The sequence below is a fragment of the Bradyrhizobium sp. 155 genome, assembly GCF_023101105.1.
Lineage (GTDB): Bacteria > Pseudomonadota > Alphaproteobacteria > Rhizobiales > Xanthobacteraceae > Bradyrhizobium > Bradyrhizobium canariense_D.
The window spans coordinates 4,423,089-4,439,547 of sequence record NZ_CP064704.1 but is presented as its reverse complement, the minus strand read 5'-3'; the positions used below and the strand labels follow the sequence as shown (position 1 = coordinate 4,439,547).

Below are 16,459 nucleotides of genomic sequence, written 5' to 3'. Positions count from 1 at the left end.
CGATTTGGTAAGTCGTGAGAGCGGGCGGTATGGCCCGCACAGCCCTCGTCCTGACATCTGTCACCGCCGCGTCAAAGAGCGCGTCGGGAGGTATGCCGGGACATGGTGCAAGCTGCGGTTCAATCCGCAAATCCAGTCGATCAGAGTGGCGACAGACCGTGGGTCGGGCGTTCGATCGAGCGCGTCGAGGATGCCGCGCTGCTCAGCGGCCATGGCCGCTTCATCGACGATCTCGGCGTTGCGCCCGGTACGTTGCACGCGGCCATCCTGCGCTCGCCGCATGCGCACGCTGATATTCTCTCCATCGACGTTGAAGCGGCAAAGCGCCTGCCGGGCGTCGCAGCGGTTTTGATCGGCCGCGACGTCAAGGCCGTTACCACCAGCCTCGTCGTCGGCGTCAAGGCGCCGGTCGAGTGCTGGCCGATCGCGATGGACCGCGTGCGCTATGTCGGCGAGCCCGTGGCTGTGATCGTGGCCACCGACCGCGCCCGCGCCGAGGACGCGGCGGAGCTGATCAATGTCGACTATCGCCCGCGCGCCGCGGTCGTCGATCCGCTCGGCACGCTCGCGCCGGGCGCGCCGCTGCTGCACGACGGCTTTCCCGGCAATCTCGCCAGCGATCGCCACTTCAGCTATGGCGATCCCCGGAAGGCCTTTGCCGATGCGCCGCACCGCTTCTCCATCGGCATCAAATACCCGCGCAATTCCTGCACGCCGATCGAGACCTATGGCGTCGTCGCCTCGCATGACGCCGGCGAAGATGCGTTCGAAGTGCTCGCCAATTTCCAGGGCCCGTTCAGCATCCACACAGTGATCGCGCGTGCGCTCAAGGTGCCGGGCAACCGGCTGCGGCTGCGCACGCCGCCGGACTCCGGCGGCAGCTTTGGCGTCAAGCAGGGCGTGTTTCCCTATATCGTGCTGATCGCGGCTGCGGCGCGCGTCACGGGACGGCCGGTGAAGTGGATCGAGGACCGGCTCGAGCATCTCACTGCGTCGGTGTCGGCCACCAACCGTGCGACGACTCTGATCGCGGCGGTCGCGGCCGACGGAAAAATCCTCGCGCTCGACTGGGACCAGGTCGAGGATTGCGGCGCGCATCTGCGTGCGCCCGAGCCCGCTACGCTCTACCGCATGCATGGCAATCTGACCGGCGCCTACGACATCCGCCATGTCAGGATCCGCAACCGCGTCGTTGTCACCAACAAGACGCCGACCGGCCTCAATCGCGGTTTTGGCGGGCCGCAGGTCTATTTCGCGCTGGAACGGCTGGTGCAGCGGATCGCGATCGGGCTCGGCCTCGATCCGCTCGATGTCATCAAGCGCAATCTGATCGTTACAGGCGCGTTTCCCTATCGCACTGCGACCGGTGCGCTGCTGGATTCCGGTAACTACCAGGAGGCGGTCGCGCGCGCGGCCGAGCAGGGCAGGCTCACGGAGCTGAAGGCGAAGCGTGACGAGGTGCGGGCGCGTGGCGGCCTCTACGGCATCGGCTTCACCGCCGTGGTCGAACCCAGCGTGTCCAACATGGGCTACATCACCACCGTGCTGACGGCGGCCGAGCGCCGCAAGGCCGGCCCGAAGAACGGCGCGCAGGCGACCGCGACCGTTGGGCTCGATCCGGTTGGCAGCGTCACGGTTCATGTTGCCTCGGTGCCGCAGGGGCAGGGCCATCGCACCGTGCTGTCGCAGGTCGTCGCCGACGTGTTCGGCCTTCAGCCAAAGGACATCCGCGTCAACACCGAGATCGACACCGCCAAGGATGCCTGGTCGATTGCATCGGGCAATTACGCCAGCCGATTTGCTGCGGCCGTGGCCGGCACGGCTAAGCTTGCGGCGGAACGCGTGGCGGGCCGTCTTGCCCGCATCGCCGCCAGCCAGCTCAACGTCGAGGCCGCCGACATCGTGTTCGCAAAAGGCTTCGTTGCCTCAAGACACAATCCGGAGAACCGGATCGCGTTCTCGCGCGTCGCGGCGCTGAGCCATTGGTCGCCGGGTTCGCTGCCCGATGATGCCGGCCAGACCATCCGCGAGACCATGTTCTGGACGCCGCCGGAACTGACGCCGCCCGACGACGAGGACCGCATCAACTCCTCACTCTGCCACGGCTTCATCTTCGACTTCTGCGGCGTCGAGATCGATCGCGCCACGCTGGAGACGCGGATCGACCGCTATGTCACCATGCACGACTGCGGCACCATCTTGCATCCCGGCATGGTCGACGGCCAGATCCGCGGCGGCTTCGCCCAAGCGCTCGGAGCCGCGCTCTACGAGGAATATGCCTACGCTGAGGACGGCAGTTTTCTGACGGGGACGCTCGCCGACTATCTGCTGCCGACCACCACCGAAGTGCCGGAGCCTGAGATCATCCACATGGAGACGCCGTCGCCGTTCACGCCGCTCGGGGCGAAAGGCGTCGGCGAAGGCAATTGCATGTCGACGCCGGTCTGCATCGCCAATGCGGTCGCGGATGCGCTCGGCGTTGCCGACATCACGCTGCCGCTGGTGCCGGCGCGGCTTGCGGAATTGGTGCGCGGCGCCGAACCGCCGCCGCCCGCTGGCGGTGCGACCGCGGCGCCCGTGCGCGAGGGCGACCGGCGGCTGCGCGGTGAGGGGCAGGCCTCGGTGAAGGGCGCGCCGGAGCAGGTCTGGGCGATGCTGCTCGATCCGAACACCCTGCAATCCGTCATTCCCGGCTGCCAGCGCGTCGACAGGATCACCGACACGCATTTCCGCGCCGACGTCACGCTCGGCATTGGCCCCGTCAGCGGGCGCTATCGCGCCGACGTGGAGCTGTTCGATCTCGATCCGCCGCGCGCGGTCACCTTGCGCGGCGGCGCCACCGGTGCGCTCGGTTTCGGCAACGCCGAGGGACGCATCACGCTCGCGCCCGACGGCGGCGGCGGAACAACGCTGACCTACAGCTACGATGCCGCGATCGGCGGCAAGGTCGCCAGCATCGGCGGCCGTCTGCTCGACGGCGCGACGCGCGTGATCATCGGGCAGTTCTTCACGGCGCTGGCGCGCAAGGCGGGCGGCAGTGGCGCAGAGGGTGGCGGCTTCTCGCTGTTCGCCCTGCTGGCGAAGGTGGCCGGTCTGTTCGGGGGGCGCCGATGAAGCCGCCCGCATTCGACTATCTCCGCGCCGAGAGCATCGGTGACGTCCTCGAAGGACTGGCGCAGCAAGGCGGCGATGCCCGCGTGCTCGCCGGCGGCCAGTCGTTGATGGCGATGCTCAACATGCGGCTCGCCAAACCAAAACTGCTGATCGACATCATGTGCCTCGAGGAGCTGCGCAAGATCGAGCGGAAGGGCGATGCCGTCGTCATCGGCGCCGGCGTCCGCCAGGCCGATCTGCTCGCCTGGCTCGATCTCGCCGAGGCGCTGCCGCTGGTGGCGCTGGCGCTGCCCTGGGTCGGGCATATGCAGACCCGCAGCCGCGGCACCATCTGCGGCTCGCTCGCGCATGCCGACCCCAGCGCCGAGATGCCGCTGGCTCTGGTCGCACTCGGCGGCGAGGTGCTTTTGCGCAGTGCCAAACGACGTCGCCGCGTCGCCGCCAAGGACTTCTTCGCCGGCATGATGCTGACCGCACGTGCCGATGACGAGCTGATCGAGGGTATCTCGCTGCCCGTCATCAAGGGATCGCGCTTCGCCTTCCGCGAGGTCGCGCGCCGTCACGGCGATTTCGCCATCGTCGCTTGCGGCGCGATGAAGACCTCCACGGGCGTGCGCCTTGCCGTCGGCGGCGTCGCCGACGTTCCGGCCGCGCGGGACTGGCCGGCTCTGGAGGGCAGCGCGCTCGACGATGCCCTCAACGCCTTCGCCTACGAGCTCGGCGCGCGCGACGACGTCCACGCCACGGCCCGCTACCGACGCGACCTCGTTCGCCTGATCGGCCGCGACCTGATCGGCCAGGTGCTGCAATGACCCGCCTTAAGGCAAGCCACCGCCATTCCATTCGCTTCGCGCTGAACGGCAAGCCCGTCGAGGCGGAAGCCGAGCCGCGCATGCTGCTGTCCGATTTCCTGCGCCATCAGCTGGGTGCGACCGGCACTCATGTCGGCTGCGAGCACGGCGTCTGCGGCGCCTGCACCATCGTCGTCGACGGCATGCTGACGCGGTCCTGTCTGACGCTCGCCGCGCAGGTCGACGGCTGCGAGATCCAGACGGTCGAAGGGCTCGCGCCCTCCGCGGACCGGCTCGGCGTGCTGCAGCACGCATTCCGCCGCAACCACGCACTCCAGTGTGGCTTCTGCACCGCCGGCATCCTGATGTCGCTCGACCACTATCTCAGCCGCAACCCGGCGCCGACGGAAGCTGAGATCCGCGATCTCCTCAGCGGCCATCTGTGTCGTTGCACCGGCTACACCCCGATCATTCAGGCGGCGCTGGAAGCCGCCGCCCAGCTTGCTTCATCCAAAGAAGAGACGTCCGATGCTTGATCTCGCCAGGAGCTTCATGGCCAGCGCCGCGCGCGATCCCCACGCCATCGCGTTGATCGACGGCGATCTCCGCCTGACCTACCGGCAATGGTACGACAAGATCTCCGCACTCTCGGCCTCGTTCGATCGCCTCGGCCTCAAGCCGGGCGATCACGTCGTCACGCTGCTGCAAAACCGCTGGGAAGCGGCGACGCTGCACTGGGCTTGCCAGTTCGCCGGCCTCGTCATCACGCCGATCAACTGGCGGGCCAAGGCCGACGAGCTCGACTATTGCATCGAGAACGCCGAAGCCTGCGCGCTTGTCTATCAGGATATTTCGGCGGAGGCAGTGCAGGGATCGGCGCTCGCCGGCCGGCTGCTGCGCGTATCCGTCGGCCCGGGCACAGGCGAGGCGACCAGCTTCGCCGACCTGATCCGGGACGCCGCGCCCGATGCCGAGCCGCGCGTCGGCACGGACGCCTGGTCGATCATGCTCTACACCTCCGGCACGACGTCGCGGCCAAAGGGCGTGCCGCGGCGGCATCGCGCCGAACGTGCCGCGGCGATCGCCCATGTCGCACAGAACCTCTACGGCCGCGGCGAGCGCACGCTCGGCGTCATGCCGCTCTACCACACCATGGGCGTCCGCTCGCTGCTCGCGATGTCGCTGATCGGCGGCAGCTTCGTCTGCCTGCCGCGCTATGACAGCCGCCAGGCGCTGGCGCTGATCGAGCAGGAAGCGATCACCAACCTCTATCTGGTGCCGACGCTCTATCACGACCTCGTCCATCACGAGGACTTTGCCGCAACCGACGTCTCCAGCGTGCGCAAGCTCGGGTTTGCCGGTGCGTCGATGACCGACGGACTGCTGAAGAAGCTGAACGAGGCGTTCAACCCGGAATTGTTCGTCAATCACTACGGCAGCTCCGAGATCTACACCTTTACGATCGACCAAAATGCCGCGGCAAAGCCGGGCTCGGCAGGCAAGGCCGGGCTAAACCAGCATGTCAAGGTCGTGCGCATCGGTGCGCGGTCGGTCGCGGATCTTGCGGCGGTCGGCGAGGAGGGCGAGATCATCGCGACGCTCGCCGGTGACGAGGCCTTCGAAGGCTATTGGCGCCGCCCGGAGGCCGACGCAAAATCGATGCGTGAGGGCTGGTATTTTACCGGCGACACCGGCTTGGTCGATCCCGACGGCGATCTGTTTGTCACCGGCCGCGTTGATGACATGATCATCACCGGCGGCGAGAACGTCTCTCCGGTCGAGATCGAGAGCTGCTTGTCGCTGCATCCGGCGGTTGATGAGGTTGCCGTGGTCGGCGTCGCCGACGAGAAGTGGGGCAAAATCGTCGCCGCCTTCGTCAAGCGCAATCGCTCGGTTTCGGACGTCGAGCTCGAGCAGTTCTGCCGCACCTCGGGCCTTGCCAATTTCAAGCGGCCGCGCCGCTACGTCTTCGTCGACGCGATTCCCAAATCGCCGGTCGGCAAGCTGCTGCGGCGACTGCTCGTCGCTGGAGAATACGAGGCCGAGCGCCTGCCGCCGTCGGACGCCGCCTGACCATCACGCACTCAACAGAAGGAAGCCCAACATGCCGTCACTCTACACATTCGCCGATCCCCGGCTCGCCAGGCTCGACGGGTTCAAGGTCGAGATCGAAGAAGCGCATGAGCGCGCCGACATCATTTTGGGACGTCCGCCCTACAACGTCGTGGCGATGCCGCAGCGCGACCAGCTTCGCCTCACCTTCGAGACGCTCGACGAGGATCCGCGCGTCCGCATCATCGTGCTGCGCGGCGAGGGCGAGCACTTTTCCAGCGGCGGCAATATCGGGGGCTTCATGGAAGCGAGCCCAGAACACGTTTCCAAGCTCGCCTGGAACATCGCAGCACCGGCGCGCTGCGCCAAGCCCGTGATCGTCGCCAACCGCGGCTATTGCTTCGGCGTCGGCTTCGAGTTGTCGCTCGCCTGTGACTTCCGCATTGCATCGGAGACCTCGCAATACGCGCTGCCGGAGCAGAAGCTCGGCCAGATCCCGGGGTCGGGCGGTTCGGCGCGGCTGCAGAAGATGGTCGGCATCACCCGCACCAAGGACATCGTGATGCGCTCCAAGCGCATCTCGGCCAAGCAGGCGTTCGATTGGGGCATCGCGACGGAATGTGTACCGGATGCCGAGCTGGAGAAGGCGACCGACAAGCTGGTCGATGAGCTGCGCACCTTCTCGCCGCTGGCGCAGCGCACGGCCAAGAAGCTCCTCAACGACACCGAGGATTCGACGCTCGCGATCGCGATCGAGCTCGAAGGCCATTGCTACAGCCGTCTGCGCCAATCGGAGGACTTCAAGGAAGGCGTCGAGGCCTTCAACGCCAAGCGCCCGCCGAAATTCGCCGGCCGCTGATACGCGACAAAAACCGCCGCGGTTCGCAATGGCGCGGACCGCGGCTCTATCAAACGGGGGAGGTAAAACAACATGGCTGAGATGGATATGCCGGTCGCGGGTGCGCGAAGCTCGGCGGACAACAAGCAGATGGTCAATGCGATCATCGCCTCGGTGCTCGGATGGGCGCTCGATCTGTTTGATTTGTTCATTTTATTGTATGTGGCGCCGGTCGTCGGCGCGTTGTTCTTTCCCTCGAGCAATGCGGCGCTGTCGCTGGCCGCGGTCTATGGCTCGTTCGCCGTGACGCTGTTGATGCGGCCGCTCGGCTCGGCGGTGTTCGGTCACTATGCCGACGTGCACGGCCGCAAGCAGGCCATGCTGATTGCGATCGTCGGCGTCGGTATCAGCACGGCGGCCTTCGGTCTGTTGCCGACCATCGCGCAAGTCGGTGTGCTCGCACCGATCATCTTCCTGATCCTGCGCCTGGTGCAGGGCATCTTCGTCGGCGGCGTCGTGGCCTCCACCCACACCATCGGCACCGAGTCTGTGCCGGCGCACTGGCGCGGCGCGATGTCGGGACTGGTCGGCGGCGGCGGCGCCGGCATCGGCGCATTGCTCGCGTCTTTCATCTTCCTGATTACGTCCTCGATCTTCCCGGGCGATGCCTTCGCCGTGTGGGGCTGGCGCTTCATGTTCTTCTCCGGCCTGCTGAGCTCTTTGCTCGGCTGGTTCATCTTCCGCAATCTCGAGGAGTCGCCCTATTTCAAGGAGCTCAAGCGCCAGCAGGGCAACAAGCAGGCGAAGGTCTCGAAGGCGCCGGTCAGGGACGTGTTCTCCGGCGAGTATCGCGGCGTCTTGCTGGTCAATCTGCTGATCACGTTCGGCGGCGGTGCCGGCTACTATCTGACCTCGGGCTATCTGCCGAGCTTCCTGAAAGTCATTAATGCGGTCCCGAACCAGACCTCATCGCTGATCCTGATGGGCGCGAGCGTCTCGGCGTTCTTCTCCGCGGTGCTGGTGGGTGCGCTTAGCGACCGCATCGGCCGCAAGAAGACGTTCCTCATCATCGGCGTGCTGGCGGCGGTGCTGCTGCCGCTCTGCTATCTCAACCTGGCTGCCACCAAGGACACGATGCAGATCACGCTCTATGCGTTCGCCATCGCCTTCATTGGCAATGCCGGATACGCGCCGGTGCTGATCTTCCTCAACGAGCGTTTCCCGACAGCGTTGCGCGCGAGCGGCACGGGCCTGTCCTGGAATATCGGCTTTGCGCTTGGCGGCATGATGCCGACTTTGGTCTCGCTGGTCAGCGGCAGCGCTGCGGAGATTCCCGTGTCGCTGGCCTACTTCGCGGTTGGCGTGTTCGTGATCTATCTCATTGGTGCCGTCCTGATCCCCGAGACCAAGGGCAACTTCCGCTGAGCGCGCGGCGCCGCCGATTGCAGCCCGCAGTTCGACAGTGTTTGGCGCGTTGCGGCGTTGGCACTATCTAGATAAACGACCGCAACAAGCTGTTTGCCGAAGCCGAGACTGATGGCTACTGCTGCAGCGGACTTGGCGGCCTTCATGGCTATGAGGCGCTGACCGAGTTTTGTCGAGATCAAGCACGTGTATCAAAAATTGCGGTATAGTGTAGAGGCGGGCGATCTCCTTCCATAACGGTCAAGTCGTTCTCAGCTCAGCCGCGCCTTGCATGGTCGACAACGCTTGGCCGGCGCTTCCTTCGATCTTGAGTTTGCGCTCCATAAAATCGAGAAACGCGCGCAGGCGTCGCGACTCCTTGCGCTTGCCGAGAAAGGTCGCACTGACCTGCAGTGACGGACTTTCCCAGTCAGTTAGCACGCGAACCAGTCGTTTGGCTCTTACATCGTTCTGACACATGATGTTCGGAAGAATGCCAAGTCCGACTCCACCGATTACGAGTTCGCGTGCCACTCCGATGTGATTCACGGAAATCCGTCCGACAACGTCGATGACCTTGACACCAAGCCCGCTGCGGAAATTCCATACGCCTTCGGCGCGCTGATGTTCGGTCACGATGCAATCGAAGCGTTCGAAATCGTCGACGCTGAGGGGAACGCCTCTTCTTTCCAGGAACGAGGGGCTCGCATAAACGCCGCGCGTAATGCTTGCCAGGTGGCGGACGCCGCCGTGCGTCTCGGGAAGAGTGCCCAGTTGCACGGCCACATCGTAAGGTTCGACCGACACGTCGATCCACCGGCTGTTGGCATCAATCACGAGGTGGATCTCGGGGTAACTGACGGCGAATGCGGCGATTGCGCTGCTTAGCCAGCCGGTGCCGAAATCCACGGGCATGCTGACCCGGAGCATTCCCCGCAGCTCGGTTTGCATTCGCGTTGTTCCGAGACCCGCTTCCTCTATCTCGGCGGCGATGCGTTCGCAGTGCTCGTAGAGAGCTTGGCCGATGTCCGTCACTGCAAGCTTGCGGCCTCCCTTTTTGAAGAGGACGGCTCCGAGCTGATCTTCAAGAAACATTAGCTTACGGCTTACCGTGGACTTTGGAATATCGAGCTTTCTCGACGCGCTGCTGATGCTGCGGGCATTGACGACCTCGAAAAACAGCAGGAGCGCGTTCAGGTCCAATTTTCTGGTCATAGCCTGCATCCCCTCCATCTGGGATCCCACCCCGGTTCGTCCCAAAAATGGAACGGCATAGCGTCGAAAATGCGCTATCGTCCCGACTTTGGCAAGAATAGGGTCGGTTCAAGGGTTCTGATCGAGATCGGATTGGTCTTTCCGGAACAGGGCGCAGCGAAGCCAAAGAGCAAAAAAAGACGCGGTCCACGCACCGATCCGGGAGGAGACAATGGCGCACCTTTCTAGGCGACACTTACTCGCCGCTGCGGCCGCGAGCTCATTTGCGTTGCCATCATCTATCCGGCACGCAATGGCGGCGGCGGACATTCGGGTGCGATGGGCATCGCTGCAGCCGGGTTTTACGGTGCTGCCGGTCCAGTACATTCTCGCCAACGACCTTGGCAGCAAGAATGGTCTCTCCTTTCCTGATCCGGCTCCGTATACGGCCGTGTCGACCTACTACAACGACTTCGTCGCTGGAAACTACGACGTCTGCATCGGGAGTTGGGATACCTTCGCTGCCCGCTACCAGGCCGGCGTGCCTATCAAGTACCTCTGTACGATCACCGACGCCAACATGATCGCCCTGTTGGCACCCAAGGGCGACGTGGACAACGTGTCTCAGCTCAAAGGCAAGACGATCGCGGCCCTGCAGTCGACCGGCACGTATCGCATGGTCAAAGCCCTCATCAACGAGGCGTTCGCATTCGACATCGAAAAAGAGGCAACGATTCAGAACGTCGACAATCCTGCCGCGTCGGTGACGCTGCTGATGGCTGATCGAGCCGACGCGGCCTTGTCGTGGGAGCCTAACATAACGACAGGGCTGATGAAGAAGCCTGACTTACGTGTGATATTGAAGGCAGGCGACGTCTATAAACGGCTCTCTGGCGCGCTGGAGCTACCTTATTTTGGGGTGGCGATCCGCAAGGAATTGGCCGATGGCAATCCTGGCATCGCGGCCATGGTCAGCAAGGTCTTCGAAGATTGCCTCAGCGGCATCAACGCGAACACGACGAAGGCCGTCGATCTGTTTGGCAACAAGACTGGCATTGCACCGGATACGCTCAAGGAGGCCATGAGTTCGAAGCGCCTCGCTTTCACCTACCGGCCTATGAGCGACGAACTTTCGAGATCGTCGATACTTCTTGCAAGCGAGTTTTTGGCGCGCAACGGCCTGCTGACCAGGCCGGTCGATCAGAACTTCTTTGCCGCCTGACCCATCATGACGGAAAGACCGATGTCTATTGCGGTAGATCGAACCTCGCGTCCCGAGCGCTCAGTCCCTGCGGAACTCGTTAAGCCGCTGGCCGGAGCGGCCGCAGCACGGAAGAACCCCGAGGGAAGACGCGATATCTTCGCGACGTGCGTTGTTGTCATTGTCCTTCTTGTTGCAATGGAAATCACCAGCCGCTTCGTGCCGGACTACATCATGCCGTCGCCCGTGACCGTCTGGAATGCGGCACGGGAGCTGTTCTTCTCGGATCCCTACCACGTTGCCGTCACACTCGTCCGCCTCGCCATTTCCGTCATGATTGCGATGGTTGCGGGGGTATTGATCGGACTCGGGATGGGAATGTTTCCTTCCGTTCGCCCATATCTGAAGGCCATCGTCGTTATCGATACCGGTATTCCCGCCCTGTCGTGGATGCTGATTGCGGTGTTCTGGTTCAAAAATCCGGAATCGAGAATTTTCTTTATTCTGCTGGTCATCCTGCTGCCGTTCTACGCCCTCAACGTCTACGAAGGCGTACGCGCTTTACCGAAAGAGCTCGTCGACATGATCGAGAGCTTCCGTCCGTCGCGTTGGCAGGTGCTTCGCTATCTCATCCTCCCGCACATCGTGGCCTACATTTTCCTTACCACGAAATCGGTGATCGGCTACGCGATCCGCATGGTGATCTTCGCCGAACTCGTCGCATCCGCAGTCGGTATCGGCGCGCGAATGAACCTCGCCCAGTCGACATTTAGGATCGATCAGGTGCTGGCATGGACCTTCTTCCTCGTGATCCTAAACTTGCTGTTGCAGGCAATCGTGAACGGACTGGAAAAGATCTCTCTGAAATGGCGTGCGGAGGCGACGGTAAGATGAGCGAGGAAACCCTCATTGAGGTTCGCGACGTCACCAAGACGTTCGGCAACTATCTGGCGGTCGATAACCTTTCGATGAGCGTCCGCCGCGGTGAAGTCGTCGTTCTCCTCGGCCAGACCGGCGCTGGAAAAAGCACGGTCCTGAATCTAATCATGGGTACCACGTGCCCGAACTCTGGCCGGATCCGGGTGGCCGGCTTCGATCCCTATGCGTCCTTCAAAGCGCTCAAGGGACGGCTTTCGGTCAGCTTCCAGACCGACAGGCTCTTGCCGTGGCGGACGGCAGCCGAGAACGTTGAATTGGGACTTCTTATTGTGGGAAAATCCAGGTCACAGGCACGCGCGTGCGCCAGGAAGTGGCTTGCGCGGGTCCGTCTTGACGGCGCGGACGACAAATACGTCCATGAGCTTTCGGGAGGCATGCGCCAGCGCGTTTCGCTTGCCCGCGCGCTCGCCATCGATCCAGAAATCGTGTTCCTCGACGAGTCGTTCAGCCAGCTCGACCATGTCACGTCGAAAGCGTTGCGCCGCGACTTCTTGCAGATTGCGCGCGAATTTCGAAAGACCTGCTTGCTGATTACGCACCGGATTGACGACGCACTCGAAATGGCCGACCGCGCACTCGTGTTGAGCCCTCCAGCCAGGATCGCGCTCGAGGTTCAGATCAGCGACGAAGCGAGGTGTAACCCACGCAAGATCGCCGAACTTCACGCTCAGATCGCCTCGGCGATGGGCGGTGAATCACAGACCGAACATTGAAATCATCGGAGACGAAGAGACATGAGCTACCAGGATGTCATTCTCAACCGGCAAAACGGCTGGGTTGAAATCACCATCAACCGACCTGACAAGCTGAATTCGCTTCGAGAACAGACGGCCGACGAGATCCTCGCGATACTCAATGAGCTCGAGCACGACAGGGGCGTACGCGCGGTCATTTTGCTTGGCAGCGACAAGGCATTTTGCACGGGGATCGATACCAGCGAGTTCGAGATTGAGGAAAACGGCTATTTTGACTTCTACCGATACCGCAAGAGGACCCGGAAGGTGAATCGGCTCTTCAAGGACATCGGCGGTTTCACTAAGCCGCTAATAGCCGCTATCGAAGGGTTTGCGTTGGGTGGCGGCCTGGAACTCGCACTCGTCGGAGACATCATAGTCGCCGGCGCGAACGCAAAATTCGGGCTGCCCGAGATTAAGCTCGGAATGATGCCGGGCGGTGGGGGCACCCAGACGCTCCCACGGTTGATAGGGAAGCCGCTCGCCAAGGAATTGATGTGGACCGGCAGGCGGATTACCGCCTCGGAGGCCGAGCGCTACCGTATCGTCAATCACGTCACCGAACAAGGCAAGGCGCTGGAGAAGGCTCGCGAACTCGCCAAAACCATCAGCGATAACGCGCCGATCCCGGTGATGATGACGAAGTCCGTGATTGATCGCGGCATCGACATGTCGCTTGCGGACGGCTTTGACGCCGAGGGTGACGCTTCCTTCCTGCTTTACTTCACCAAGGATCGTGACGAAGGGCTGGCGGCTTTTCGTGAAAAGCGGTCACCAGCATTCCGCGGAGAGTGACAATGACTGGGAAGAAACGCGACATCGTAATCGCCGGGTATTCGGAGACGGCGATTGACTTCAAGACCGGACGCAGCGCGTTTGACCTTGGAGGTGAAGCCTTGGCCAAGCTTCTCGCCGTAACCGGAATTCCAAAGGATGTCATCGACGGCCTCTCCGTGACCACTCCGCTGAGCGAGTGTCCCAATCCGTTCTTTGCCGTCTACATGACTGAGGCATTGGGCATTACGCCGAGTTGGCTCAACTACGGCGGAACCGGCGGATGCTCGGCGACCGGAGGCGTTGCCCGCGCGGCATCCGCCATTCGCGACGGACATTGCGAAGTCGTCGTCGTTCTGTCCGCGGACGCTCCAAGCACGGCGTGGCGTGCAAACTACGGAGCCTACCGTTCCGAATTCCAGGATCCGCCCGGCGTCCAAGGACCGCCGGCTACGTTCGGGCTTCTGATGAGCAGGTACAACCATCAGTTTGGGATCAAGTCGGAAGCGCTGGGAAAGATCGCGATTACGCAGCGCGAGCATGCTCTACACAACGAGAATGCCTACGCAAAGTTCAAGACGCCGATTACGATGGCAGATTATGAAAATTCGCGTGTAATTGCGGATCCGCTGCGCCTCCTCGACTGCGTCATGTTTTGCGACGGCGCGAACGCTTTTCTCGTCACGACTGAGGAGAAGGCTCGCAGCCTCGGGATCACTAAGATGGCGTTTCCGACGGCCTATGCTGAAGTGACAAATTTTAATGGCGACAAGCCGCTGTCGGAGATTACTGAGACCGGTTTCTCGGCGATAGCGCCGAAGGTCTTCAAGCAGTCAGGGCTGACAGCGAAGGACATTCGCATGTTCCAGCCTTACGACGACTTCACCATTGCCGTCATGATGAAATTCGAGGATTTCGGTTTCTGCAAGCGTGGGCAAGGCAGCGATTTTACCCTCGATACCGATCTCTCGCACAAGGGAACGTTGCCGCTCAACACCGGAGGAGGCCAAATCTCGGCCGGTCAACCCGGACTTGCTAGTGGGGGCCTCAATCTAGCTGAGGCCGTTCGCCAGTTGTTCGGCGAGGGTGGTGGACGCCAGGTTGGCAATCCGAAGAACGCGCTGGTGACCGGCATCGGCGTTATTCCCTACGCGCGGAACTGGGGTACCAGCGCCGCTATGATTTTGGAGGCTTAAAATGGCTCATGAAAAGGTGGGGCGTCCCGTCCCGAAACCTTCGGTTTACGTTGACACCAAGCCGTTCTGGGATGGCGCCAAGGCAGGCAAGTTGGTGCTGCAGTACTGCAAGGACACCGGACAGTTTCAACACTATCCACGTCCGGTCAGCATCTTTACCGGCAGCCGGAACCTGGAATGGCGCGAGGTAACGGGCAAGGGCACGATCTATGCCTGCACCGTGATCCGCGTTCCCGGCCCCGGTCTCGATGGCCGACTTCCCCTCTCGGTCGCAACCGTCCAGCTCGACGAAGGCGTGCGCATCCTTGGCAACATCCTGAACAAGGACGCGGATGCGGTCAGAATCGGCCAACGCGCGGAAGTGGCGTGGGATCGCCTTTCTGACGACGTCCAGTATCCAGCCTTTAACGTCGTTTGAGCATCCAATATGCGCCTGGAAACCATACTTAGCGCGCAAGCCGTGCGCCATCCTGATAAGATTGCTCTGATCTGCGGTGACGAACGGATTACCTATCGGGATCTCGACCATAGAATCCGCGGCGTCGCGAGTGCTCTTCGGACGCAGGGCGTTGGTCCCGGCGATCGAATTGTGGTCTTTCTTTCCAACGGCATTGAGATCGTTGAAGTGTTCTATGCCGCGTTCTCGATAGGCGCGATCGTAGTTCCCGTTACGACGCGGCTAACGCCACACGAACTCCAGCATATCTGTGCCGATTGCCAGCCCGCGGCGATTGTGTTCGAAGGGAATGGCTCGTCTATCTCCGAGGTGCTGCAGGCAAATCCGGATGCGATCTGGATCAGCATAGGGAGTGCCGTCGAGGGCGCAGTCGAATATGCTGACCTTAGAAAGGCGGACCCCGAGCGGCTCCCGCCGCTGTCCATCGAGTCGGATGACGCAATCATTATGTACACTTCGGGGACAACGGGACATCCGAAGGGAGCGATCATAACGCACTCGAATGTTGTAGTTCAGCATTGTTTCATAAACGCCGTCGAATGGAGAATTTCGAGCGACGACCGCTATCTTGTGACGACGCCGCTCGCCCATCGCACCGGCTTTGCCCGGCTCGCCAATTCGCTGACGCTCGGTGGCACGCTCATCGTCATGAAGAAGTTCGATCCGCGTGAAACCGTTGATACGATCGAGAAGGAACAGATCACCGTCGTTGGTATGGTCCCGACGGTATGCCGGATGCTGCTTCCCGAGATCAAAGACGATCCTTCGCGCTGCGCATCGCTGAGGCGCATCGTAGTGACGGGCGAAGCGTTCCCGGTCGAACTAAAGAGACAATTTCTAGCACTGCTGCCGGACGTGCGGCTGGTGTCGTTTTTTGCGATGACTGAAGTGGGAGGTGTGACCTCCCTCTCGCATGAAGAGCAGTTCGATCACGGCTCCTCGATCGGGCGGCCGACGCCCGGCGTCGAGATTCGGATCGTCGATGATGCAGGTATCGCGGTAAAGACCGGTGAGCCGGGCGAACTACTCGTGCGCGTAGGGCAGCCGGGCCAGTATTCCGTCATGCGGGGCTACTACAATCGGCCCGACGAGACAGCAATCACCATCAAGGACGGGTGGATTCATACTGGCGACATCGCCAAGGCGGACGACGACGGCTATCTCTATATCGTCGATCGCAAAAAGGATATGGTGCTCAGCGGCGGCTTCAATATCTATACAAAGGAAGTCGAGCAGGCCCTGCTGCAAAATCCTGAGGTCGCCGATGCCGCTGTCATCGGAGTGCCCGATGCCATCTTCGGGGAGGCGGTCGCGGCCTTTGTCGAGCGAAGTCCAAGCGCAAGCCCGACACCTTCGTCAGTTGTCGAACACGTGCGTAACCTGGTCGCCGGATATAAAAAGCCCAAGTACGTAATCATAGTCGACGCGCTACCGCGAAATTCCCTCGGCAAGGTCCTCAAACGATCTTTGCGGGATCAGGCAGCTGGCTTCGTCGCCAGCGTCGAGCCCCGGGAAACTCCTCCTAATCGCTGACGGTATTTGAAGCCTTGTGCTAGTGAGAGCTGTGTCAGCGTTGATTGCGCACGCGGCGTGCCATCCAGTCGATAGACTCCGATAGGTGGCGGAATTGCCAGCGCTTCGTGAGGAGGAATTTTTTAAAGATTTGCAGCGGGTATACCGTCGGCATTTGTCCGTCAGACACTAAAATTTTCGCTTGCAAATCAACGGCGGAACGTCGTCCGATATGATTGAGTGGGAGTAGTGC

The 16,459-nt window shown here is 62.1% G+C and carries 14 protein-coding genes; 13 read left to right on the top strand and 1 reads right to left on the bottom strand.

Annotation, left to right across the window (positions count from 1 at the left end; genetic code table 11):
- Positions 1-102 precede the first annotated feature (102 nt).
- The 6 genes from IVA93_RS21785 (at position 103) to IVA93_RS21760 (ending at position 8,220) form a co-directional block, all read left to right on the top strand.
- On the top strand, positions 103-3,114 hold the full coding sequence (locus IVA93_RS21785; protein ID WP_247475779.1) for a xanthine dehydrogenase family protein molybdopterin-binding subunit: 3,012 nt from the start codon (positions 103-105) through the stop codon (positions 3,112-3,114).
- Positions 3,111-3,926 (top strand): FAD binding domain-containing protein, encoded by an 816-nt coding sequence (locus tag IVA93_RS21780; RefSeq protein ID WP_247368841.1) that lies wholly within the window; start codon positions 3,111-3,113, stop codon positions 3,924-3,926. The genes IVA93_RS21785 and IVA93_RS21780 overlap by 4 nt, the downstream gene beginning before the upstream one ends.
- Positions 3,923-4,441 (top strand): (2Fe-2S)-binding protein, encoded by a 519-nt coding sequence (locus IVA93_RS21775; protein ID WP_247368840.1) that lies wholly within the window; start codon positions 3,923-3,925, stop codon positions 4,439-4,441. The genes IVA93_RS21780 and IVA93_RS21775 overlap by 4 nt, the downstream gene beginning before the upstream one ends.
- The gene (locus IVA93_RS21770) at positions 4,434-5,978 is read left to right on the top strand and encodes an AMP-binding protein (RefSeq protein WP_247368838.1); all 1,545 of its coding nucleotides are present in this window, start codon (positions 4,434-4,436) and stop codon (positions 5,976-5,978) included. The genes IVA93_RS21775 and IVA93_RS21770 overlap by 8 nt, the downstream gene beginning before the upstream one ends.
- Positions 5,979-6,009: 31 nt before the next feature.
- Positions 6,010-6,816 carry an enoyl-CoA hydratase/isomerase family protein gene (locus IVA93_RS21765; protein ID WP_247368836.1) on the top strand — a complete coding sequence of 269 codons (807 nt, stop codon included), beginning with the start codon at positions 6,010-6,012 and terminating at the stop codon, positions 6,814-6,816.
- Positions 6,817-6,888: 72 nt separating this feature from the next.
- Positions 6,889-8,220, top strand: coding sequence for an MFS transporter (locus IVA93_RS21760; protein ID WP_247368835.1), 1,332 nt, complete (start codon positions 6,889-6,891; stop codon positions 8,218-8,220).
- 240 nt (positions 8,221-8,460) lie between these two features.
- Here IVA93_RS21760 and IVA93_RS21755 read toward each other — a convergent pair whose 3' ends face one another.
- Positions 8,461-9,414, bottom strand: a complete 954-nt coding sequence (locus IVA93_RS21755) for a LysR family transcriptional regulator (RefSeq protein WP_247368833.1) — start codon at positions 9,412-9,414, stop codon at positions 8,461-8,463.
- A gap of 211 nt (positions 9,415-9,625) precedes the next feature.
- On the opposite strand from IVA93_RS21755, the gene IVA93_RS21750 reads away from it, so the two are divergent.
- The 7 genes from IVA93_RS21750 to IVA93_RS21720 are packed head-to-tail and all read left to right on the top strand — an operon-like array spanning position 9,626 to position 16,227.
- Positions 9,626-10,615, top strand: coding sequence for an ABC transporter substrate-binding protein (locus tag IVA93_RS21750; protein ID WP_247789227.1), 990 nt, complete (start codon positions 9,626-9,628; stop codon positions 10,613-10,615).
- A gap of 21 nt (positions 10,616-10,636) precedes the next feature.
- Entirely contained in the window at positions 10,637-11,488 is an 852-nt protein-coding gene (locus tag IVA93_RS21745) for an ABC transporter permease (RefSeq protein ID WP_247368828.1), read from the top strand.
- Positions 11,485-12,246 (top strand): ABC transporter ATP-binding protein, encoded by a 762-nt coding sequence (locus tag IVA93_RS21740; RefSeq protein ID WP_247368826.1) that lies wholly within the window; start codon positions 11,485-11,487, stop codon positions 12,244-12,246. The genes IVA93_RS21745 and IVA93_RS21740 overlap by 4 nt, the downstream gene beginning before the upstream one ends.
- Before the next feature lie 21 nt (positions 12,247-12,267).
- The gene (locus tag IVA93_RS21735) at positions 12,268-13,062 is read left to right on the top strand and encodes an enoyl-CoA hydratase/isomerase family protein (RefSeq protein ID WP_247368823.1); all 795 of its coding nucleotides are present in this window, start codon (positions 12,268-12,270) and stop codon (positions 13,060-13,062) included.
- Positions 13,063-13,064: 2 nt separating this feature from the next.
- Positions 13,065-14,237: a thiolase family protein gene (locus tag IVA93_RS21730; RefSeq protein ID WP_247368821.1), complete on the top strand. Its 1,173-nt coding sequence runs from the start codon at positions 13,065-13,067 to the stop codon at positions 14,235-14,237.
- 1 nt (position 14,238) lies between these two features.
- Positions 14,239-14,655, top strand: a complete 417-nt coding sequence (locus IVA93_RS21725; RefSeq protein WP_247368820.1) for a Zn-ribbon domain-containing OB-fold protein — start codon at positions 14,239-14,241, stop codon at positions 14,653-14,655.
- A 9-nt stretch (positions 14,656-14,664) separates the two neighbouring features.
- On the top strand, positions 14,665-16,227 hold the full coding sequence (locus IVA93_RS21720; RefSeq protein ID WP_247368818.1) for a class I adenylate-forming enzyme family protein: 1,563 nt from the start codon (positions 14,665-14,667) through the stop codon (positions 16,225-16,227).
- Positions 16,228-16,459 lie beyond the last annotated feature (232 nt).